20 protein-coding genes, 1 tRNA gene and 2 riboswitches are annotated in these 21,728 nt (G+C 63.1%); of the genes, 13 read left to right on the top strand and 8 right to left on the bottom strand.

Annotation, left to right across the window (positions count from 1 at the left end):
- Positions 1 to 24 precede the first annotated feature (24 nt).
- The 5 genes from QMG25_RS14730 to QMG25_RS14710 all read left to right on the top strand — a co-directional run bounded on the left by QMG25_RS14730 (position 25) and on the right by QMG25_RS14710 (position 2,837).
- Positions 25 to 678 (top strand): hypothetical protein, encoded by a 654-nt coding sequence (locus QMG25_RS14730; protein WP_283461505.1) that lies wholly within the window; start codon positions 25 to 27, stop codon positions 676 to 678.
- A gap of 144 nt (positions 679 to 822) precedes the next feature.
- A tRNA-Arg gene (locus QMG25_RS14725) sits at positions 823 to 894 on the top strand.
- A gap of 168 nt (positions 895 to 1,062) precedes the next feature.
- Positions 1,063 to 2,001: an EamA family transporter RarD gene (rarD, locus tag QMG25_RS14720; protein WP_283461503.1), complete on the top strand. Its 939-nt coding sequence runs from the start codon at positions 1,063 to 1,065 to the stop codon at positions 1,999 to 2,001.
- Positions 1,998 to 2,333, top strand: coding sequence for a YnfA family protein (locus tag QMG25_RS14715; protein WP_283461501.1), 336 nt, complete (start codon positions 1,998 to 2,000; stop codon positions 2,331 to 2,333). Before rarD ends, QMG25_RS14715 begins: the two co-directional genes overlap by 4 nt.
- Positions 2,334 to 2,414: 81 nt before the next feature.
- Entirely contained in the window at positions 2,415 to 2,837 is a 423-nt protein-coding gene (locus QMG25_RS14710) for an NUDIX hydrolase (RefSeq protein ID WP_283461499.1), read from the top strand.
- A gap of 121 nt (positions 2,838 to 2,958) precedes the next feature.
- Here QMG25_RS14710 and QMG25_RS14705 read toward each other — a convergent pair whose 3' ends face one another.
- Positions 2,959 to 4,851 (bottom strand): ABC transporter ATP-binding protein, encoded by a 1,893-nt coding sequence (locus QMG25_RS14705; protein WP_283461497.1) that lies wholly within the window; start codon positions 4,849 to 4,851, stop codon positions 2,959 to 2,961.
- A 318-nt stretch (positions 4,852 to 5,169) separates the two neighbouring features.
- On the opposite strand from QMG25_RS14705, the gene QMG25_RS14700 reads away from it, so the two are divergent.
- The 5 genes from QMG25_RS14700 (at position 5,170) to QMG25_RS14680 (ending at position 8,995) form a co-directional block, all read left to right on the top strand.
- A complete protein-coding gene (locus QMG25_RS14700) occupies positions 5,170 to 5,979 on the top strand; it encodes an amino acid ABC transporter substrate-binding protein (protein WP_283461494.1) in 810 nt (269 codons plus the stop codon).
- 98 nt (positions 5,980 to 6,077) lie between these two features.
- Positions 6,078 to 6,737 carry an amino acid ABC transporter permease gene (locus tag QMG25_RS14695; RefSeq protein WP_283461492.1) on the top strand — a complete coding sequence of 220 codons (660 nt, stop codon included), beginning with the start codon at positions 6,078 to 6,080 and terminating at the stop codon, positions 6,735 to 6,737.
- Positions 6,724 to 7,557: an amino acid ABC transporter ATP-binding protein gene (locus QMG25_RS14690; RefSeq protein WP_283461490.1), complete on the top strand. Its 834-nt coding sequence runs from the start codon at positions 6,724 to 6,726 to the stop codon at positions 7,555 to 7,557. Before QMG25_RS14695 ends, QMG25_RS14690 begins: the two co-directional genes overlap by 14 nt.
- A gap of 90 nt (positions 7,558 to 7,647) precedes the next feature.
- The gene (locus QMG25_RS14685) at positions 7,648 to 8,535 is read left to right on the top strand and encodes a hypothetical protein (RefSeq protein ID WP_283461487.1); all 888 of its coding nucleotides are present in this window, start codon (positions 7,648 to 7,650) and stop codon (positions 8,533 to 8,535) included.
- Positions 8,536 to 8,581: 46 nt separating this feature from the next.
- Complete coding sequence (locus QMG25_RS14680; protein WP_283461485.1) at positions 8,582 to 8,995, top strand: hypothetical protein; 414 nt, start codon at positions 8,582 to 8,584, stop codon at positions 8,993 to 8,995.
- A 14-nt stretch (positions 8,996 to 9,009) separates the two neighbouring features.
- On the opposite strand, the gene fdhD is transcribed toward QMG25_RS14680, so the two are convergent.
- Complete coding sequence (fdhD, locus tag QMG25_RS14675; RefSeq protein WP_283461483.1) at positions 9,010 to 9,843, bottom strand: formate dehydrogenase accessory sulfurtransferase FdhD; 834 nt, start codon at positions 9,841 to 9,843, stop codon at positions 9,010 to 9,012.
- A gap of 66 nt (positions 9,844 to 9,909) precedes the next feature.
- Here fdhD and QMG25_RS14670 point away from each other — a divergent pair, with 66 nt between their 5' ends.
- Positions 9,910 to 12,237, top strand: coding sequence for an FdhF/YdeP family oxidoreductase (locus QMG25_RS14670; protein ID WP_283461481.1), 2,328 nt, complete (start codon positions 9,910 to 9,912; stop codon positions 12,235 to 12,237).
- A 605-nt stretch (positions 12,238 to 12,842) separates the two neighbouring features.
- Here the strand turns inward: QMG25_RS14670 and QMG25_RS14665 are convergent.
- Genes QMG25_RS14665 through mobA form a run of 3 tightly spaced genes read right to left on the bottom strand, consistent with a single transcriptional unit; the run spans position 12,843 to position 15,198 of the window.
- Complete coding sequence (locus QMG25_RS14665) at positions 12,843 to 14,123, bottom strand: molybdopterin molybdotransferase MoeA (protein WP_283461479.1); 1,281 nt, start codon at positions 14,121 to 14,123, stop codon at positions 12,843 to 12,845.
- Positions 14,124 to 14,130: 7 nt separating this feature from the next.
- Positions 14,131 to 14,466 (bottom strand): DUF6457 domain-containing protein, encoded by a 336-nt coding sequence (locus QMG25_RS14660; RefSeq protein ID WP_283461476.1) that lies wholly within the window; start codon positions 14,464 to 14,466, stop codon positions 14,131 to 14,133.
- Positions 14,467 to 15,198, bottom strand: a complete 732-nt coding sequence (gene mobA, locus QMG25_RS14655) for a molybdenum cofactor guanylyltransferase (RefSeq protein WP_283461474.1) — start codon at positions 15,196 to 15,198, stop codon at positions 14,467 to 14,469.
- Between the two features lie 170 nt (positions 15,199 to 15,368).
- Here mobA and QMG25_RS14650 point away from each other — a divergent pair, with 170 nt between their 5' ends.
- Positions 15,369 to 16,025, top strand: coding sequence for a TetR/AcrR family transcriptional regulator (locus tag QMG25_RS14650; RefSeq protein WP_283461471.1), 657 nt, complete (start codon positions 15,369 to 15,371; stop codon positions 16,023 to 16,025).
- Positions 16,026 to 16,166: 141 nt separating this feature from the next.
- Positions 16,167 to 17,855, top strand: coding sequence for an MDR family MFS transporter (locus QMG25_RS14645; protein ID WP_283461469.1), 1,689 nt, complete (start codon positions 16,167 to 16,169; stop codon positions 17,853 to 17,855).
- A 627-nt stretch (positions 17,856 to 18,482) separates the two neighbouring features.
- Here QMG25_RS14645 and QMG25_RS14640 read toward each other — a convergent pair.
- The 3 genes from QMG25_RS14640 to QMG25_RS14630 all read right to left on the bottom strand — a co-directional run bounded on the left by QMG25_RS14640 (position 18,483) and on the right by QMG25_RS14630 (position 21,592).
- Positions 18,483 to 19,334 carry an NlpC/P60 family protein gene (locus QMG25_RS14640; protein WP_283461467.1) on the bottom strand — a complete coding sequence of 284 codons (852 nt, stop codon included), beginning with the start codon at positions 19,332 to 19,334 and terminating at the stop codon, positions 18,483 to 18,485.
- A 4-nt stretch (positions 19,335 to 19,338) separates the two neighbouring features.
- Positions 19,339 to 19,542, bottom strand: a riboswitch (cyclic di-AMP (ydaO/yuaA leader).
- A gap of 149 nt (positions 19,543 to 19,691) precedes the next feature.
- Positions 19,692 to 20,372 (bottom strand): M23 family metallopeptidase, encoded by a 681-nt coding sequence (locus QMG25_RS14635; protein ID WP_283461464.1) that lies wholly within the window; start codon positions 20,370 to 20,372, stop codon positions 19,692 to 19,694.
- A 133-nt stretch (positions 20,373 to 20,505) separates the two neighbouring features.
- Positions 20,506 to 20,723, bottom strand: a riboswitch (cyclic di-AMP (ydaO/yuaA leader).
- Positions 20,724 to 20,896: 173 nt separating this feature from the next.
- Entirely contained in the window at positions 20,897 to 21,592 is a 696-nt protein-coding gene (locus tag QMG25_RS14630; protein ID WP_283461462.1) for an iron-dependent transcriptional repressor DtxR, read from the bottom strand.
- Positions 21,593 to 21,728 lie beyond the last annotated feature (136 nt).

The following is a 21,728-nucleotide window of genomic DNA, read 5'->3' as shown; positions in this document are numbered from 1 at the left end:
GCCTATGTGCGCGATAATGGTTTCATGGCTAAAACTCCCGCCCAACGTGCAGCAAAACACGGTCAGGCTGCCACACCGGCAAGCACCCCAGCAGTCAATACGAGCACCCAACGGTCCCCGCAAAAGGCTGAGGGCAACGCAAATCTGCTCCTGATCGCCGGTTCCGTGGCCACTTTATTCTTGTTTTGGTACTTCCATCTGTTGACGTTGAACCAGATGGCGGACCTGTCCGGCGGACTGGCCATGCCGGATTCCATGGTTTTTGGCTTCGACATGGCCCACATTGAGGGCCTGCGTGCGGCCATGGATTCGGATGCCCTGGGGCAGCTGCAATTTGTCCACAAGACGGCAGGAACCCTGTTTCCGCTGGTGTTTGGCTTGTGTGCCATGACGCTGATTGCCATGAATGTGGCAAAGAAATCGGTGCGGTGGGTGTTGTGGAGCTTCCCGCTGCTGTTCGCGGTGGTCCAGCTCTGGGCCAATGTGGCCATCGACAACATGCTCGGAGCCCAAACCCTTGAACCATCCGCCGTCTCCCTGACGTCTGTGCTTGTCATGGCCAGCTGGTTCCTGCTGGTGCTGTCGCTGGCCGGGATCGGTGCGGCGCTATTTCTTGGCCGCAAACCCAGGGCTTCCGCCGTTCCGGACCAAGGCGCCGGGACTGCCGTTCAGGAGTAATGCACCGGGCGTCACCCTGAATATGCCACCTCGCGAGGTCGCCGCGCTGTGCCCTCGCTGCCCAGCCGACACCTGTTTGGCAGACGGGTGCTTGGTGGACGGCTGTTTTTGCTTGCCTGCCAGTTCCGCTAGGCTGGATGACGCGCCTCTGTAGTCCAATGGATAAGACGGCCCTCTCCTAAAGGGCAAATCCGGGTTCGATCCCCGGCGGGGGCACTTTTTTTGTCTGGCCGTGCGGCTGCCGCACTCCGCGGCCTCCGGACTCCCGGGCTGCGCCAGCCACCACCTGCAGGCGTCCCGTTGCTGCACGCCCTGGAGATAGCGCGTGCGGCAACTCTTCTTGGTTCAGCTGACACCCGACAGCTGGGAATGGCGAGGAACTCGGTGAGCACCCGAACCACCGGACCCGGATTCGTGGCTTCCATCACGGCTTCGGTGCTCTTTGCCGTCATTTTCCTGCTTGCCGGCCGGCTTCCCGGTTGGGGCGCGGAGGAAGTGCTGGGTTGGCGAATCGTGCTGACCCTGGCCTTGTTGGCCGCCGCGTTCCCCTTTCTTTCCTCCGCCCGTGCCGAATGGCGCACACTGGTGGCACGCATCCGACGTCGTCCCTCGCTGATCCTGCTCGGGGCGCTGGCTGCGGTGCTGATTGGTCTCCAGCTGTGGCTGTTCTTGTGGGCGCCGCTGAATGACATGGCGATGGCCGTTTCCTTTGGCTATTTCCTCATGCCGCTGAGCATGGTGCTCGCCGGGCGCGTGTTTTTTGCCGACAGGCTCAGCAACCTGCGCAAGCTGGCTGTGGCTGCTGCGGCTGTAGGCGTGGCCCACGAGGCCTTTTCCTCCGGTGGACTGCAATGGCCCACCCTGCTGGTGGGTTTGGGCTACCCCGTTTACTTTGTGCTGCGCCGCAAGATCGGCTTCGACAACTTGGCCGCATTCTCCGCCGAGCTGTTGTTGTTGCTGCCTGCGGGCGTGTACTTCATCCTTTCCGGCGCGCACGGCCTCGGGGCCGGCGATGCGGGAATTTTCCGCGGCGGGGCCCTCCCTGAAGGGGTCTGGGCCGTTGCCGCAATCGGCGTGCTGGGAGGCGCGTCCATGGCCGCGTACCTGCTGGCCAGCAAATGGCTGTCGCTTTCCCTCTTTGGCCTGCTCAGCTATGTGGAGCCGGTGCTGCTGGTGGGTGTCTCCTGGCTGTTGGGGGAAACATTGGGCTGGGCGTCCCTGTTGACCTACGGCCCCATCCTGCTGGCACTGTTGCTGTTGTCGCTGGACGGCCGTCGCCGGGACACCGTGCTGACGGCTCGGGTGAGGGAGACTGGACCATGAACATTACCAAAACCATTGTCTTGTTTGTTCTTGCCGCGGTCGCCGAGATCGGCGGGGCGTGGCTGGTGTGGCAGGCAGTGCGTGAGGACAAGGCCTGGTGGTGGGCCGGGCTTGGCATTGTTGCCCTTGGCTCGTACGGGTTCATCGCCGCGCTGCAATCCGACGCCAATTTTGGCAGGGTGCTGGCCGCCTACGGAGGAGTCTTCATTGCCGGCTCGCTGCTCTGGGGAATGATTTTCGACAAGTTCACCCCCGACCGATGGGACATCACAGGTGCCGTGATCTGCCTGGTCGGGGTCAGCATCATCATGTTCGTCCCGCGCCCTGCCTGATTCGCGCGGCCAGATTCCGGAGCCGGACGCACTCGCCTGCCATCGGCTACCAGCATTCGCGGAAAGGCTAGGATCGTATACGTGAAAAATGTTCTCAAAGTCTCCGCCGTCTGTGTTTATGATCCGACCGGCCGGCTGCTGACAGTGCGCAAGTCCGGCACCTCGAAGTTCATGCACCCCGGCGGCAAGCCGGAACAGGGCGAAAGCGCCGCCGATGCCGGTGCCCGGGAGCTGGCCGAAGAAGTGGGCCTGCACGTTGCCGCCGCCGAGCTGGAACTCGTTGGTGTGTGGACGTGCACGGCTGCCAATGAGTCCAACACGGACATTGAGGCCACGGTCTTCACGGCTCCGGGCAGCTGGGCGGCCGATTCGGTGCAACCAGCAGCGGAAATCGCCGAACTGCGCTGGATGGCGGTGGACCGTGCCGCCGACTTTGACGATCTGGCCCCGCTTCTCAGTGAATATGTGCTGCCGCTTCTCATCGGCAGTCCGCAGCACCCTTAATTGCGCGTGGGCCGCGGCCGCGAACCCGCGCCCGGCCCGCATGCCCGCGCCCAAGCCGCGAAACCGCTGTTGGGCAACAGCTCGTTCGCGGGGCAGACGCGGGCACGCGGTTGCAGCGCGGTTAGTCGGTGTCGGCCTCGGTGACAGCCGCCACCGCCTGCGAGAATTGGGTGTCGTGGAGTTCGGCGTAGCGGCCACCGCGGACGATCAGCTCATCGTGGGTGCCGCGTTCCACAATGCGACCAGCTTCCAGCACCAGAATTTGGTCGGCGGAGCGGATGGTGGAGAGCCGGTGCGCAATGACCAGGGCCGTCCTGCCCTCAAGCGCCTCGCCAAGGGCAGCTTGGACGGCTGCCTCGTTGGTGGAGTCGAGGGCTGCCGTGGCTTCGTCCAGAATCACCACCGCGGGCTGCACCAGCAGCAACCGGGCAATGGTCAGGCGCTGGCGTTCTCCGCCGGAGAGCCGGTATCCGCGCTCGCCCACCACTGTGTCCAGTCCGTCGGGCAGCGCCTTGGCAAAGTCCTCCAGCCGGGCCCTGTGCAGCACGTCCCAAATTTCGCCGTCGGTTGCCGTGGGCTTGGCCAGGCGCAGGTTGGAGCCGATGCTTTCGTGGAACAGATGCCCGTCCTGGGTGACCATGCCCACCCCCGCCCGCAGCCCGTCGAAGCTGAGGTCGCGCACGTCCACGCCGCCGAGGCAAACGGTGCCGGAGTCGACGTCGTACAGGCGCGAAAGCAGCTGCGCCATGGTCGACTTACCCGCCCCCGAGGACCCCACCAGCGCGATGGTCTGGCCGGGTTCGGCGCGGAAGGAAATCCCGTGCAGCACGTCCTCGCCGCCGCGGGTGTCCAGCACTGCCACGTCCTCCAGCGAGGCCAGCGAGACCTTGTCCGCGGAGGGGTAGCCGAAGCGCACATCGTTGAATTCAATACTCAGCGACCCGGCCGGCAGCGGCACCGTCGTTTCCTTTTCGGCAATGAGCGGCTTCAGGTCAAGAATCTCAAACACCCTGTCAAAGCTCACCAAGGCGCTCATGATGTCCACGCGCGCGTTGGCCAGCGCCGTCAGCGGGGCGTACAGGCGGGTCAGCAGCAGGGCAAGCACGACGACGTCGCCCGGGCTAAGTGAGCCAGCAATGGCCAGCGATCCACCCAGTCCGTAGACGAGCGCCAGCGCCAATGCGGAGACGAGCATCAGAGCCGTGAAGAACACATACTGCAGCACCGCTGCACGCACGCCAACCTCGCGGACACGGTTGGCCCGGGAAGCGAACTCGTGCGACTCGTCGGCGGGGCGGCCGAACAACTTCACCAAGGTGGCGCCGGGAGCGGAGAAACGCTCGGTCATCTGGGTGCTCATGTCCGCGTTCAAATCTGCAGCTTCTCGGCGCAAACCGGCCAGCCGGGCCCCGAAGCGTCGCGCTGGAAGCAAGAAGACCGGCAGCAGCACCAGTGCCAGCACTGTCACAAGCCAGGAGGTGTTGAGCATGACGATCAGCGTCAAAATCAGCTGCACCGAGTTGGAAACGATGCCCGAGAGCGTCCCGCTGAAGGCCTGCTGGGCGCCAATGACGTCGTTGTTGAGGCGGCTGACGAGGGCACCGGTGCGGGTTCGCGTGAAGAAGGCGATGGGCATGCGCTGGACGTGGTCAAAGACGGCGGTGCGCAAATCCAGGATGACGCCCTCCCCCAAGTTGGATGAAATCCAACGGATCACCAGGGACAGGCCGGCATCCAGAACCGCCACGATGGCGATCAGCACGGCTAGCCGCACCACCACATCAATGGCGGTTTTCGCCTCAATTGCATCGATAACCCGCCCGGCCAGCACGGGGGTGGCTACCGCCAGCGCCGCCGAAATCACCGACAGCACAACGAAAATCAGCAGCTTGCGGCTGTACGGTTTAGCGAACAGAACGGTGCGGCGCAACGTGTCCTTGGAAATCCCGCCATTGCTTTTGTCCGAGCGCATGGAACTCCAAAGTGAGCTCCAGGCTGCTCCTTCCATGCTCATGCGTATGGTCCTTCAATCTTTAAGAGGGCAAGCTACAAGCTTAAGCCCCCGGCGAGTGCTGAAAAATTCCCGGCTTCTTACATCCACATCAAACCTGCCACGCACTGCTTCGGAGCATCCGCCGAGCGGTACCATTAGCCAACATCTCGCGCGTGCGTCAAATCACATCCGTAATATTGACGTAACACAATGAAATATTCTCACCCATGTTCGGGTTTTCCAGTGGTAGCGTCCAAATACAGGGCCCGCCGCGAGCCACCCGTTTCGCGGATCCCCAAGATCCACAGCAGTATTTTCACAGCAAAGGAACACATCACCATGAATCGTCGCAGCCTCGGACTCGTTGGCCTCCTCGCAGCAGCATCGCTGGCCCTTGCTGCTTGCGGTGGCGCCTCGGATTCCGCCACATCCTCAGGCGGCGACACCTCCCTGAGCAGCGTCAAGGACGCCGGAACCATCGTGTTCGCCACGGAAGGCACCTACAAGCCGTTCAGTTTCCACGAAGGCGGGGCGGGCGCACTGACAGGCTACGACGTCGACGTCGCGACCGCCGTTGCCGACAAGCTTGGAGTCAAGGCCAAGTTTGCGGAAACCCAATTCGACTCGATCTTTGCCGGGCTTGAAGCCGGTCGCTTTGACGCGGTCGCCAATCAAGTCACGATCAACCCCAAGCGGCAGGAAAAGTACAGCTTCTCCACCCCCTACACGGTCTCCCACGGCGTTATTGTTACGAAGGACGCCAACACCGACATCTCCTCCTTTGCCGATCTCAAAGGCAAAACCACGGCCCAGTCGTTGACAAGCAACTGGTACACGCTCGCCACCAACAGTGGCGCCAAAGTGGAGTCCGTCGAGGGCTGGGCGCAGTCCGTTTCCCTTTTGAAGGAGGGCCGCGTGGACGCGATCGTCAATGACAAGCTCACCTTCCTGGACTACGAGGTCAACACGCCCAACTCCGGGCTGAAAATCGCCGCCACCACGGAGGACTCCTCCGACTCCGCCTTTGCCTTCCGCAAAGGCTCGACAGCCCTGACCGACGCGGTGGATGCATCCCTTGCCGAGCTCAAGGCCGACGGCACATTGACGAAACTGAGCAAAAAGTACTTTGGCCAAGATGTCAGCCAGTAGCCAAGCCGGGCCCAGCGCCTTGCACCTAGCCGCGCAACCAGGCTTGCGCCCGGCCGCGCAAGGGCTAGCTCAACAGGAATCAGGGACGGGGGCCGGCCGTGGACTTTGACTTGTTTTGGAGTTCCCTGGGCCCGCTGCTGTTGGGTGCCGTTCAAGGCACCATCCCGCTGACCTTGGCCTCCTTCGCGCTGGGGCTGGTGATAGCCCTTGTCATCGCAATCATGCGCATCAGCCCCAATAAGCTGGCCAACGCCGTGGGACGGGTGTACATCTCGCTCATCCGTGGCACTCCCCTGCTGGTCCAGCTGTTCGTGATCTTCTACGGCTTGCCGGCCGTGGGGGTGAAGATCGACCCCTGGCCCAGCGCCATCATCGCGTTCTCGCTGAATGTGGGCGGCTATGCCGCGGAAATCATTCGGGCCGCCATCCTCTCGGTGCCCCGCGGCCAGTGGGAAGCCGGGCACATGATTGGCATGTCCCGCAACCAGGCCTTGCTGCGAATCATCCTGCCCCAAGCCGCCCGCGTTTCCGTTCCCCCGCTGTCCAACACGTTCATTTCGCTGGTCAAGGACACTTCCTTGGCCTCGCTGATCCTTGTCACCGAGTTGTTCCGCGTCGCCCAACAGGTGGCGGCATTCAGCCAAGAATTCATGTTGCTCTATCTTGAAGCAGCACTCATTTACTGGGTCATCTGCCTTGTCCTGTCAACGGCACAGACCAGTGTGGAAAAGAGGTTGGACCGCTATGTCGCCCACTGACATGTCCCCCGCCGGCCCTGTGCTTCAGGTGCGCGGCCTGAGCAAGTCCTTCGGCAGCAACCAGGTGCTGCGCGGCATCGACCTGGAGGTCCCCCGCGGCAAGGTGGTGGCGCTCATCGGCCCGTCCGGCTCGGGCAAGACCACCATTTTGCGTTCCCTCAACGGCCTTGAAACGCCCGACGCCGGAACAGTCACTGTGGGCGCCCGCGACGCAGCACCCGCAAGCCAACCAGGCGCCGAAAAACCGTTGATCGTGGACTTTGGCGGTGTTGCACCGTCCAAAAAGGAGTTGGCAAAACAGCTGTCCGCACTACGCGACCGCAGCGCCATGGTGTTCCAGCAGTACAACCTTTTCCCCCACAAGACAGTGCTGGAGAATGTCATCGAAGGTCCCGTCCAGGTGCAAAAACGGCCCCGTGCCGAGGTCGTGGCGGAGGCGGAGTCGTTGTTGACGCGAGTGGGGATGCTGGAGAAGAAGGATGCCCACCCCTTTGAACTCTCGGGCGGGCAGCAGCAACGCGTGGGCATTGTCCGGGCCCTTGCCTTGAGGCCGCAGCTGTTGCTCTTTGACGAACCAACCTCTTCCCTTGACCCCGAGTTGGTGGACGACGTTTTGATTGTCATCAAGGAACTGGCCGAGGAAGGCTGGACCATGGTCATCGTCACCCACGAGCTGGCGTTTGCCCGGCAGACGGCCGACGAGGTGGTTTTCATGGACGGGGGCGTGGTGGTGGAGCGGGGCCCGGCCAGCCAGGTTTTGCGCAACCCGAAGGAAGAGCGCACCCAAGCGTTTGTGCGCCGGCTGCTGCACGAAATCTAGCGGCCTCCGCAGCAGTGACGTATGTTGGTGTGACGTTGCTTCCATGGCTTGCCTTGCCGGGCGGGCCAACCTTGCAGGCAGGAGAATTCCATGACTGATCCCGTTACACAGGACCCCGTAATCTTGGGCCGCGTCCAGCTCAGCACCGCTGCTTGGCAGTTGCTGTGCGAATCGACAAGCACCATCCTTGACCTTCCCGTCGCGGATCCGTTGGGCACCACACCCGAAGGTGGTCCCGGGCAGTCCGCGCCCCTGAGCGGGGACGCCGAGGAGGCTGCTTGGTCGGAACTGAAGGAGCTGGGCATGTCCCAGTCGTCCGGCGAGGTGGCGCTGCAGTGGACGGGCGCCGTCGCACTTCTGCTCACGGCCCCCATTACCGTCACGGCCCGGGCAACGTACAACGACGTCAGCACCACCAGCGTGTTGGGGCTGCGGGCAGGGCGGGGGCTGGCGGTGCACCAACGCCATATGTCCGAACGGCACGGCCCGGACACGCTCATTGTGGGCAGCGAAGACAGCATGGAGGTGACGCTCTTTGACATGGACAACGTGTGGGGTGCCACTGCCCGGCTGCTGCCGCCGCTGGATGTTGTGCAGGCGGACCCCACGGCCAAAGCGGGTGAACCGCTGAATGCGGAGCCTGCTGCGGTGCTGGATGGCGACATGGATCCGGCCGTACTGGCGGCAGCCGTTGCGGAGCTAGTCCGCGAGGAGGACGCCAATGTGACGCTCAGCGTCGTCAGTGCTGCGGAGGGGCGGCCCAGCCGGAATTGGGCGGGGAAATGGAGCGTGAAGGAGAACCACCTGTTCTCGCTGACCACCAGCAGCGGGGATGCGCCCGAAGTGCGCCTGGCTGAAGTGCCGGCAGGAAACATCGCCCATGAACTGGTGCTTGCGGTGGTGGGCGCCCAGAACGAGCTGGACAAGGCTGAAAAGGCATCACCTGATTCCGCCCGCGACAGTTCACCGACGGGCTGATCCCCTTGCCCTCCCCACCGCGCACCGCAACCCCTGGGACGTTGCCATGTTGAAAAAAGCAAGAATGTTTGTTGCCATGGGGCTGCTTGCCGCGCTTTTGGCCGCATGCGGAGCCAGCGATGCGCAAAAGGCCGGGGACTCGTTCGTTGCCGCGGCAACAGCCGCCCTCGACGCTGTACCGGGCGTGGTCGGAAGCACGGTCCAGTACACGGACCCCGGCGGCATGGCTGAGGTTGTCAACGTGCGGGTCGCCGCGGCCCCCTCCGCCGAGCTTGAAAGCGTGCTGGATGATTCATTGCGCTCGGTGGCCTCCACTTCAGGATCGCTGAAGCCTGTGACGCGCGTGGAATTCTACGTCTTTCCCGACGGCGACGAGGCACACGGCATCCGCCCCGACGTACTGGGTTTGAGCCAGACCCCCACAGTGGATGAGATTGGCACCTACGCGGCCAAGGGCTGACAGCCGCGCCGGAATCAGCCCACACGCCCCGGATGCGTGTACACGTTCAACGTCTCGCCACGGCTGAACCCCACCAGCGTCAGCCCCGTGCTGCGCGCCAGTTCAACAGCCAGGGACGACGGCGCACTCACGGCCGCGAGCACGGGCACCCCCGCCATCGCAGCCTTTTGAACGAGTTCAAAGGACGCCCTGCCCGAAACCTGCAAGATGTTTTTGGACAGGGGCAGCTGCCGGTCCCGGAAAGCGGACCCCAAGACCTTGTCCACTGCGTTGTGGCGGCCCACATCCTCGCGCAGGCTCAGTAGTTCCCCGTCCGGGGCAAACAATCCGGCCGCGTGCACGCCGCCTGTCTTGTCAAACAGTTTCTGCTGCTCTCGCAGGGTGTCGGGCAGCCCGGCGAGCACCACGGCATCAATCAGCGGAGCATCTACAGCGGCCGCCATGACAAAATGTGAGGACTTGTGCACGGCGTCGATGGAAGCCGTCCCGCAGATCCCGCAGGCACTGGAGGTGGTCACATGCCGGTGGGCGGCTGGCAGCGGCAGCGCAACATCGGGGCGCAGCTGGGCTTCCACCACGTTGAAGGTCTGCTGGCCGTTTTCGTCCTCCCCGGCGCAAAAGCGCAGTGAAATCAGCTGGTCAGGGGAAAAAATGATGCCTTCCGACAGAAGAAATCCGGCCACCAGGTCGAAGTCGTCGCCGGGAGTCCGCATGGTGACGCTGAAGGATTCATGGCCCAGGCGGATTTCCAGCGGCTCTTCCGCTGCCACGGCTTCTTCGCGCAACACGCGCCTGCCACCGGCCAGATCTATTCTGGTGGCCTTGACCCGATGGATCAGTCGTCCCATTGTCATCCTTAATAAGAAAGTCGTCTAAGGTCTACAGTAGATGCTCCACGCTGAAGGGAACCCATCATGGTTGGCAAAGCGCCCCGCGAAAACATTGACGAAACGCAGCTCTCCGTGGGCCGCGTACAAAAAACAGCGGTCGGCATTCCCGGCATCATGCATTCCATGGAGGTGGCCCTGAAGCAAATGGGCCCCGTCCGTTCGGCCCGTACACTGCTGCGGATGAACCAAAAGGACGGCTTTGACTGCCCTGGTTGCGCCTGGCCCGAAGCCGACAAGCGGCACGCGGCGGAATTTTGCGAAAACGGGGCCAAAGCGGTCGCCGAAGAAGCCACCAAGAGGCGCGTGCCGCCGTCGTTCTTTGCCGAACACAGCATCGCCGAGCTGCACGAGTGGGACGACTACCGTCTGGGCCAGCAGGGCAGACTGACAGACCCGATGTACCTGGCCGAGGGCAGCGAGCACTACGTGCCGGTCTCGTGGGAGCGCGCGCTGGGCCTGCTGGCCGACGAGCTCAAGGCGCTGGGCAATCCCGACGAGGCCATTTTTTACACTTCGGGGCGCACCTCCAACGAGGCGGCGTTCCTGTACCAGCTCCTGGTGCGCGGGCTGGGCACGAACAACCTGCCGGACTGCTCGAACATGTGCCATGAATCCAGTGGTTCGGCGCTGACGGAGACCATTGGCATCGGCAAGGGATCGGTGTCGCTGGAGGACATGTACAAGGCCGAGCTGATCATCATCGCCGGCCAGAACCCCGGCACGAACCACCCGCGCATGCTCTCCGCACTGGAAAAGGCGAAGAAGAACGGCGCCGTGATCGTGGCCGTGAACCCGCTGCCGGAGGCCGGGCTGATGCGTTTTGAGAATCCGCAGACGGTCAAGGGGCTGGTGGGTGGCGGCACCGCGCTGGCCGACGACTTCCTGCAGATCAAGCTCGGCGGCGATCAGGCACTCTTCCAGGGCTTGGGCAAATTCCTGCTTGAGGAACAGCGCCGCACCGGTTCCCTGCAGGCCGGGAGGGTCTTTGACACGGCCTTCATCGAGGCGCACACCACGGGCCTGGGCGCGTACCTGGACCAGCTGGAGGCCGTCACATGGGCGGAAATCGTCACGGCGACGGGGCTCAGCGAGGCGCAGATCCGCGCCACGGGCCAGCGGCTGCTCGCGTCCAAGGCCACCGTGGTCTGCTGGGCGATGGGCCTGACCCAGCACAAGCACTCGGTGGCCATGCTGCGCGACGTGGTCAACGTGCTGCTGCTCCAGGGCAACATTGGCAAGCCCGGCGCCGGCGTGTGCCCCGTCCGCGGCCACTCCAACGTCCAGGGTGACCGCACCATGGGCATCTTCGAGCGCATGCCGGCCGACTTCCACGACGCCCTGGACCGCGAGTTTTCCTTCGCCTCCCCGCGCCCCGACGGCTTTGACACGGTCGCGGCCATCGAGGCCATGCGTGACGGCAAGGCCTCGGTGTTCGTGGGCATGGGCGGAAACTTTGTGCGCGCCACCCCGGATTCCGATGTTACCGAGGCGGCCCTGCAAAAGCTGTCGCTGACAGTGCAGATCTCCACGAAGTTGAACAAATCCCACCTTGTCACCGGCCGCCAGGCGCTGATCCTTCCCACGCTGGGCCGCACCGAGCGCGACACCCAGGCGGGCGGGGACCAGCGCGTCACCGTCGAGGACTCCATGAGCGCCGTGCACGCTTCGCGCGGGAGGCTGGCACCGGCGTCGGACAATCTGCTCTCCGAAGTGGCCATTGTGTGCCAGCTGGCCAAGCTGCTTTTCGAAACGGACGACGGCGGCACACGTCCGGGTGCGCCCCTTGCCGACTGGTCCGCCATGGTCGCTGACTACAGCCTGATTCGGTCGCACATTGCCAACGTGGTGCCCGGCTTTGCGGACTTTGAAGCCAAGATCGACAAGCCCGGCGGCTTCATCCTGCCGCACGGCCCGCGCGACTCGCGTACTTTCACCACCGAATCCGGGCTGGCGCACTTCACGGCCAACGAGCTGGAATATCCGCGCGTGCCCGAGGGCCGGCTGCTGTTGCAAACCCTGCGCTCGCACGACCAGTACAACACCACCATCTACGGCAAGGACGACCGCTACCGCGGCATCAAGAACGGCCGCCGCGTGATCTTCGTCAACCAGCAGGACCTTGATTCCTTAGGGCTTGCCGACGGAACCATGGTGGATGTGGTCTCCGAGTGGAAGGACAGGGTGGACCGGCGGGCGCCCGGTTTCCGCGTGGTGGCCTACTCCACTCCGGTGGGTTGCGCGGCTGCGTACTACCCGGAAACGAATGTGCTGGTTCCGCTGGACTCCAAGGCGGATGTCAGCGGCACGCCCACCTCAAAATCGGTAGTAGTCCGGCTGGAACCCATCGCCTGACCAGTAAATACCCGGACAGCGCACTCCCACCGATTCATACTGCAGCTCCTGCGAGTCCGCCCAGCTAGTGCCCGTTCATACTGCAGCTCCTGCGAGTGTTGAGCCTCGACACCCGCAGGAGCTGCAGAACGAACCAGAGCCAGGGCACTGCACCCCCTTCCTACCCGCAGGAGCTGCAGTATCAAGCGGACCGGGGTGGACGCGGATGATGTGTACCCGCTTCAAAATCGGTCGTCGTCCGGTTGGAACCCATCGGCTGACCCTGCCTGCCGGCGTTGGATCAGCTGGCGGTGAGCCAGCTGGCGGGGTGCTGGAGAGCAGTAAGCGCCCGCTGACCAGTAAATACCCGGACAGCGCACTCCCACCGATTCGTACTGCAGCTCCTGCGGGTGACACCGCTTCCCACCGATTCGTACTGCAGCTCCTGCGGGTGACACCGCTTCCCACCGATTCGTACTGCAGCTCCTGCGGGTGACACCGCTTCCCACCGATTCGTACTGCAGCTCCTGCGGGTGACACCGCTTTCCACCCGCAGGAGCTGCAGTATCAAGCGGGCTGAAGCGGAGGCGGGCGATGCGCGCCCATCGGAGCCGCGCAGGCGGTGCCTACTTCCAGGGCAGGGTCATTGCGGTGAGGGTCTCCCCCATCTTGGCGCCGTGGGGTGGAACGGACATGATGCCGTCGGCTGCGGCCAACCCGCGCATCATGGCCGAGTCGGTGTTGGCGCACGGCGAAGCCAAGCCATACACGAGTCGGTAGGGCATCAGCCGGGTGGGACCTTGATACTCCTTGATCGGGGCGCCGCAAGCGACCTCGCTGGTGACGGGTTCCGGCAGGCTGCCGAGTTTGGCCAACAACGGGGCTCCCAAGGTCAGCAGCCCCACCATGGCGGCCAGCGGATTTCCGGGCAGGCCCACGATGAAGCGTCCGTCCGGCAGTTCTGCCAGCAGTGTGGGATGGCCCGGGCGCATGGAAATGTGCGGGACGTGAAAGATTCCACCCATTGCCGTGATGGCTTCGCGCAGGAAGTCTACGGCGGAATGGCCGGTGGCACCGGTGGTGATGACGACGTCGGCGGGGTCGTCTTCGCTGTCGACGAGGGCATCGAGCATGGATGCCAAATTGTCGGCAGCCCGCTGCTGGCCGACCACGGAGCCGCCCAGCATGGCGACGACCGCACCGAGTTGGGGTGAGAAGGCGTCGCGGACAAATCCCGGGTCCGGGATGCCGGCGGGCACCACTTCATCGCCAGTCAGCACGATCTTCACGGCCGCCCTGCCCAGCACCGGCAATTCGTCCATACCGCCCAGGGCCGCCAGGGAAATGTGGGCGGGGTTGAGGGTGGTGCCGGCCTTGATGAGCAGTTCCCCGGCCTCCGCCTCCTGGCCTGCGGGGCGGATGTGCTGGCCGTTTTTCGGCTCCCCGGGCCGGGCGGCGTCGCCGCGCACCAGAACCGGCAGGCCGTCGTCGTCCGTGGACAGCTCACCCGACTCGCTGCGCAGGACGGACTTGGCCCCGCGCGGGATGAGACCGCCGGTGACGATGGGAACGGCCTGGCCAGCAGAAAGCCGGGCGCCCTTGTCAGCCAGTATCCACGGCGGACTGCCCGCAACAGCCCAGCCGTCCATAGCCGAGGACGCGTAATGCGGCATGGCGTGGCGGGAGAACACGTCGTCCGCCAGAATCCGTCCCAAGGCAGCGGCCAGCGGCACCGTGTGGGCCGGAAGCGGCTCGGCAGTGTTCCAGACCAGCGCGCGGGCTTCCTCCCAGGTGTGCGGCAAAACACGAATCGGTTCCGCCACCGGCGCTGCCGACGCTGCTGCCCTGGCTTCTGCATCGGGACCGGTACCAGCATCGGCGCCTGTGGTGTCGGTGTGCTCCCCCACGGAAACGCTAATTCCCGGAGGGTGCTTCAACGGCGCTGCCGTCAGCCGCGGCCGGAGACTCGGCAGGGGCTTCAGCAGGGGCTTCGGCGGCGGCCAGCTGCTTGGCCATGCCGATTGCGGCCTTCATGGCCACGGACTCGTCGGCCTGGCCCGATCCGGCGGCGAGGCCGGCAGCCAGCCCGGCCACAAAAGTTGTCAGTGGCGCGGCGGGGCGCACGATCGAATGCGCAGCCACTCCCGCCAAGTTCAATACCGCGTGGACGTCCACATCGATGTCGGCAATTTCAAAGGCCTCCAACAGCTTGTTCGTCCATTCCTGCAAAAGCTCGTCGTGATTCTCCACTTACTGCCCTTCCGCCTCGGCAGGCGACGCGCCGATACCCTGCGCGCGCGCGTCCTGCCAAGTGTCGATGTCCGCCGTCAGCCCCGCAGGGACGACGCATTCCTTGATGTTCACACTAGCAAGCAAGGAGAAAACCGAGGCGTTCTGCAGCTTGTCCGCCTGCCGCGCCGCGTCCACGGATGCCTGCAACGCCGCCAGCGGATACATCCCGGCCAATGGCTGTTTCCGCCCATCGTCCACGGCCATGATGCCGCTTCCCGCCCCGCATCCAACCACCTCCGCGGCGAGCAGCGCGGCCACTTCCCCGGCGCGTGGCATATCACAGGCCAAAACCAGTACGTGTTCGCTGGCTGCATCCGATCCTGGCAAAACGGACTGCGCCCACTGATCGGACTGTGCTGCCAACGCCGCCAAGCCTGCTGCAATGCCTGCCGCGGGGCCCGAGAACGGCGGGTCTTCCTGCACGAACACCACGTCGCGGCCACTTTCGGCATCGGCAAGCCATTCCCGTGTCTTTTCCTCGGGACCCACGACGGCGATCCTTGCCCGGGTGCCTGCTCCCCCACCCGAGGTGGTTGGCTGGGCTGCCAGCTGGTCTGTTGTCTGGGCGATTGCCTGTGCCGCTCCGTCCACAGTGTGTGCCAGCAACGTTTTTCCCTCAAATATCAGCCCGGCCTTGGGCACACCGCCAAGCCGGCGAGACAGCCCCCCGGCCAGAATTACAGCAACCACGACAAACCCTTAGAAGTGAACATGATGCCATGTTATCTGCCCCCTAAACGGCACCGCCCGCACCCACCCAAAAAAATAGAGTGCATTCACTGCATATTTGCAGAAACTGCATTTATGCTGGTGTGGTGCCGTTAAGTGATGAATGGCACATGCCGCATACCGCTGGAGCCATGATGAGCATTCAACATCTTGGCGCAACGACGTCCACCGACTCGCTGCGCAACCGAAAACGTGCCGCCACGCGGCTGGCAATCCGACGTGCCGCCATTGAGCTCGGCCTTGAGCACGGCTACGAACACGTCACCGTGGACATGATCTGCGCAGTCTGCAAAGTGTCCCCCCGCACCTTCTTCAACTACTTCGGTAGCAAGGAAGGCGTCTACGCCAGCCCCAGCAGGGCCATGCCCAGTGAGCAACAGCGGCGATCCTTTGTGGAATGCAGCAACTCGGGCGTGTTTGACGACCTGTTCAGCATGGTTGCCGACTCCCTTGTCGAGGTGGATTCCAACCTCGAACTGTTCCAAGCAAGGCACCAGCTCATCCACCAGACCCCTGAACTGCTCCTCAAGGAAAAGTCGCGCATCACCGAGGTCGAGGAAATTTATGTCGGCTATGTCCTGGAACGGTACCGCTTCCAAGGCCGCAGCGAGACTGAAACCCCCGACCTGAGCGATGAAGCACACCTTGTGGTGGCCCTTGTCTCGGGCGCCATGCGCTTTGCCCTGCAAAAGTGGGTGGCAGGCAACTTCCACGACACGCCCGAAGACCTTGTCCGGAGTGCCTCCGCCCTGGTTCACCGCATCGCCAGCAACGAACACTGGCCCTAAAACCGCCGCCACCAGTCGTTGCCTGCTCCACCCGAAGCGGAGCAACGCCACCGGCCCCAGCCGGCGACAGCACGCCGTCGTGCTTCCCCAACCCATCCAGTCTCAGCCGCCTGCACGTCATCCGGCCGCTAGGAACCTCCCATGACTTCAGCTACAAAAACGGTGCACCCGCCGGTCACGAGCGATCGCCGCAGCATCCTGCTCGTCTTTGCCGGACTCATTCTGACCATGCTGCTTGCCTCCCTTGATCAAACCATCTTCAGCACGGCCCTTCCCACCATTGTTGGCGAGCTCAACGGCGTGGACGAGATGCTCTGGGTCATCACCATTTACATCCTTGCCTCCACCATCATGCTGCCGATCTATGGAAAGCTCGGCGACCTGATCGGACGCAAGGGCCTGTTCATCGGGGCGATTTCGGTGTTCATCTTTGGTTCCATTATTGGCGGATTTGCGCAGGACATGACGTGGCTGATCATTGGCCGCGGCGTTCAGGGCCTCGGCGGTGGCGGTTTGATGCTGCTCTCGCAGGCCATCATTGCCGATGTGGTTCCCGCCCGTGAGCGTGGCCGATACATGGGCATCATGGGGGGAGTTTTTGCGCTTTCGGCCGTGGCCGGACCACTGCTGGGCGGCTGGTTCACCGACGGGATCGGCTGGCGTTGGGGCCTGTGGATGAACATTCCGTTGGGCATTCTGGCCATCATTTCGGCCGTCTTCTTCCTCCGGCTGCCCAAGCACCCGCGCAATAGGGCGCGCGTCGACGTTGCGGGCATGGCGCTGCTGGGCATCACCTCGACGCTGCTGGTGCTGGTGAGCACGTGGGGCGGGACTAAATACGATTGGAATTCACCGCAGATCATCGCGATGGGCGCGGGCACCCTCATTGCAGCGTGCTTGTTTGTCTTCATTGAACACAAGGCGGACCAGCCCATCATGTCCCTGCACTTGTTCAAGGACCGCAACTTCAATCTCACCACGTCGGCGGGGCTGATCACGGGCATCGCCATGTTTGGCACGCTTGCGTACCTGCCGACCTACCTGCAAATGGTCACCGGCGCCAATGCCACACAGGCCGGATTCCTGATGATCCCGATGATGGCCGGGCTGCTGTTGACGTCCATCGGTTCCGGACAATTGGTGACCAAGACCGGCCGCTACAAGTGGCTCCCCATCACCGGCATGTTCATTGTGGCCGGTGCGCTGGTGTTGCTCTCCAGCATGACGGCCACCATGCCCGTGTGGATCATCTGCGTGTACCTGGCCATCATGGGCATCGGTTTGGGCATGAGCATCCAGATCCTCGTCTTGATTGTGCAAAACCAGTTCCCGAATTCGCAGGTCGGGATGGCCACGGCATCCAACAATTACTTCCGCCAGATCGGTGCGTCGCTGGGCTCGGCCGTCGTCGGCAGCTTGTTTGCCCACCGGTTGGTCCAAATCCTGACCGAACGTCTCGCCGAAAGCGGAGCCGCTGCGGGCAGTGGAGGACCGGGCGCCGGCAGCCTGAACTCGCTGACACCCCAAATTGTGCGTCAGCTGCCTGATCAGCTGCGCTCGGTTGTGATCGGCTCCTACAACGACGCCCTGACACCCATATTTGTCTACATGGTGCCGCTGCTGCTATTGGCCGGGGTCTTGCTGCTGTTCCTCAAGGAGATTCCGCTGGCCACCAGCATCGACCGCGAGCCGATTTTGGAGGAGGGCCCCGAGCCGAAAGATGTTGGCACCGAGCGTGATGGGGCAGAGGCAGATTACGCCGCGGGTGCGCAGGCTCGGGGCAGGCATGCAGCGGTAGCCCAGCCGGAAACCGGCAATGCCGGGGGCTGAACCCGATCGATTCCAGCCCGTTCGACTCGTATTGTTCCTACGTGCATGTCTCGTATAGCCTGGGCGAGCTCATACCGGATTGGCTGGGCGAGCTCATCTGTTTGGCAGCTGATGCGGGTGTTGTCCGGGCGAGCTCATCTGTTTGGCAGCTGATGCGGGTATTTTCGCCGAACACCCGCATCACCTGCCAAACGAAAGCTGCCGTGGAGGCAAGCAGCCGGGCAGCAGGCCCCACCCGCGCGCAGACGCACGACGGCTGATCGCGTGCGGAGGGCGGCCGATGGCAGATGGCCGATGCCGCGCTGCGACTGCTCGGCCTCAGCCCGCTCGACTCGTATTGCCCGGGCGAGCTCATCTGTTTGGCAGCTGATGCGGGTGTTCTCGCCTAACACCCGCATCAGCTGCCAAACGAAAGCTGCCGTGAAGGCAAGCAGCCGGGCAGCAGGCCCCACCCGGGCGCAGACGCACGACGGCGGACGGCCGATGGCAGGCGGTCGATGGCCGATAGCGGGCTGTGCTTGCGAAGCTGGCTGACTGCCGTCGAGCTTTGGGTCTCGCTCACCGGGCTCAGGCCCGTTAAATAAATGAACCCCGTCCGAAGACGGGGTTCATTGGGGTAAAACGTTCTTAGTGGCCCATCGCGATGAAGACGGGGCCCGAGCCGACGTTGACGGAGAAGACAGTGGTCGTGAAACCTGTCCATCCACCGTGTACGGCTTGGCCGTTACCAATGTAGACAGCGATGTGGGCAGCGCCCGCTCCACCGTCTGCGTAGTAAACGAGGTCGCCCGGCTGAGCTTCAGCGGCAGAAACCGTGCGGCCAAGGCTCAGGTAGCTTGCGGGCCAACCGGGGTGGCTGATTCCGACGGCAGAGAGTGCGTTTCGGGCAAGGGCCGTGCAATCCTGGGAAACGCCGACCTGCGCCAGTGCAGCGCTGGCGATGGTGGCGCCGATACCGCTCTTGGTGGCGGGTTTGGCCGCCGGTGCAGGCGCTGAAGTGGTTACCGTCGGCGCTGCTGCGGGAGCAGCAACCGGGGCGGCCGGAGCAGCAACCGCGGCTGCCGGAGCAGCTTCGGGAGCGGGGGCTTCTGCCACTGCTGTGGGAACTTCTTCAACAACTTCGCTGCTCTGGGCCTCTACAACTGCCGGCTCTTCGACAACAGGAGCAACGGGAGCGGGGGTGCTAACAATTTTAGGTTCGGGGAAGGCGATCTTCACCGTGGATGCTGCCGTGAGCGAGGAAGCAAGTTCCGTGTTCAGGTTCAGCGTAGTGGCACCGTCTGAAGCGCGCTCCACAGTGGGAGTGGATGCGTTTGCAGCAATGCCGGAAGTCAATACAAGACCGGTTGCAGCCACGATAACGGCGGCCTGACGACCCACTCCGCCGGCATTGAAGCTGACGGCTTTCGTGAGGGTCGAGATTGAAGTGGTCTTGGTATCCTCGGCGCGGTGGCGCCCAAGGGCAGTATTTGAAGCCAAAAAGGTTTCCTCTCCCAATGCCTGCGAGGTAAGCTGTCGGATTCGGATGGGAGTCACCCGGCCGCTCCACGTCATGGCACATAAATAGATCGTTTGATCTTTTGTGTGTGTAACGTGTCGCGGCTTCACCCCAAGGACTTCGACGTGATGCGAAGTCCGATTCTTGGTTCCCCCGCCTCTGCCAGACGAATTGATGCGAACGGACCATGAGCAGTGGCAGAGCTAGGCAATCCACTCAAGGGCGTCACCTTTATTGGAAGTAGACGCGGTTACGACGGTACAACAGATTTTTTCCAATGTCACGTTCAGGTCACGGTCGTGTGACTAAGTCGTAACTAAATATGGCCTGTGGAGGGATTAAAGCCAGTCGATGGGATCGACGGTTTCGTCGTCCACAATCACTTCGAAGTGCAGGTGGCAGCCGGTGGAGGCTCCAGTTGTGCCGCTGAGGCCAACCTGCGTGCCGCGATCGACCTTCTGGCCCACCTTGACGCTGATCTCACTCATGTGGTTGTACGACGTTGAGAGGCCGTTGCCGTGATCCACGACCACTCGGTTGCCTCCGCCGTAGCTGTGCCAGCCTGCGAAGCTCACAGTGCCGCCGGCGGCTGAGAACACCAGGTTGCCGCACGCAATGGCAAAGTCCTGCCCCGTGTGCTGCTCGCCCATCTGTCCCGTGATCGGATTGATTCGTCCACCGAACGGCGAGCTTGTCACCATCTCCTTCAGGGGCGCGGAGAGGGTTCCCTTGGCCGCCTGGGGGGCGACATTGGCCGCGTTGACCTTCAAGGCTTCCTTGAGGTGGCCGTCAGGGTTCAGTTCACTGGCGATCTCCGGGGCAGCAAAGGCAATGGGTATCTCGGCGCCCGCGGAGACAACAGTTTCCACTGAAGCAGCGGCGATAGGCTCAATCTGGACGGTCTCGAGGCTCTGGGCCGAAGGCAGGGTAACTGCCAGGACCAAGCCCGTTGCGGCCATGGCCACACCCACTTTTTGGCCTGCACCGCTGGCTGCACCAGTACGCAGCAACTGAGCCACTGAAATGCTGGACGCTGATTTTGCACGTTCTGCAGCCAGGGCTTCACGACGACTTCCGGGGTTTGCCGAAAGCTCGTGAGTTGCCGGCGACGACGCACGACGGCGTCCCCGCAGTTTAACATCTGACACAAATAACCTCTCTGTAAAGCACCTGCGAAGTTAGCTGTCGGATTCGGATCTGAGAGTGTTTCTGTTCTCCGGTCCACGCTCTTGGCACAGGGGCATCCATGGCGCAGCCGAATGGAATGCGTCAGAAAGTGCTGTGCTTTTCAAGCGAGGACTTCACCCCAAGGCAGACTGGATTGTCTGCCGAATGTGGTTCCTCCGCCCTTGCCTCAGTGATGAATGACCAGTCTGCGAAGGCAAGGTTCGGTGTCGCAGGATGGTAACGCTTTGATTACGGCGTCAGATTGTTACTATACGGTACATGCGGTAAACGTGATAACTCCGTGATCTGGCTTGTCAATAACCGCTCATCAAGCATAGTGCGGATCCTGCGGGTTTCCGGGATCTTTGCGTGTGATCTAACTCATGGAAACAAAAATGTGGGAGGCAACCTCGGGGGGCAGTTCCAAGGCCCCTTCAATGCCGGGCACGCGAACGGAAATGTACTCCCCCACCCGTTCCAGGGAGATCCTGGCACCGGGGCGCAATCCGCCCTCATCGAGCTGCGCCAACAGCTCCGGCTCCACCTGGATGCGCTCTGAAAGGCGATGGATGACCACTTCCTGCCCGGCCGAGTAAGTTCCCATGGCATTGACAAGCGTCTGCAGCCCAGCGGCAAAAACGGGGGCAACTTCGCCTCCCAGCTCTTCAAGTCCGGGAATCGGGTTGCCGTACGGTGATTCCTCCGGCTTGCCCAACAGGTCAAAGAGGCGCTGCTCAACGCGTTCGCTCATCACATGCTCCCAACGGCAGGCTTCCTCATGCACATAGGCCCAGTCCAAGCCGATCACGTCAGCGAGGAGCCGCTCTGCGAGGCGGTGCTTGCGCATGACGCGCGTCGCCTTGCTGCGGCCTTCCGGCGTCAGTTCAAGGTGCCTGTCGCCGGAAACGATGACGAGCCCGTCACGTTCCATGCGCCCAATGGTTTGGGAGACGGTGGGGCCAGAGTGGTGCAACCGCTCCGCGATGCGGGCACGCAGGGCCACAATGTTCTCTTCCTCCAACTCCAGGATGGTCCGCAAGTACATTTCGGTCGTGTCAATCAGATCAGCCATGTCAGCAACCTCCGGTAATTGGGCAAGATTCTAGAGCAACTCTCTTGGTGCCTACGTTATCCTGATCGCCACGATCCGAGGAAACAACTCCACTCTGCGGAACTCTTGGCAGGTCATGAAAATTCCTCCGGCTGGC

The organism is Arthrobacter sp. H35-D1, assembly GCF_030063185.1.
Classification (GTDB): Bacteria; Actinomycetota; Actinomycetes; order Actinomycetales; family Micrococcaceae; genus Specibacter.
The sequence above is the reverse complement of the archived record's forward strand: the minus strand, read 5'-3'. Positions and strand labels throughout refer to the sequence as shown.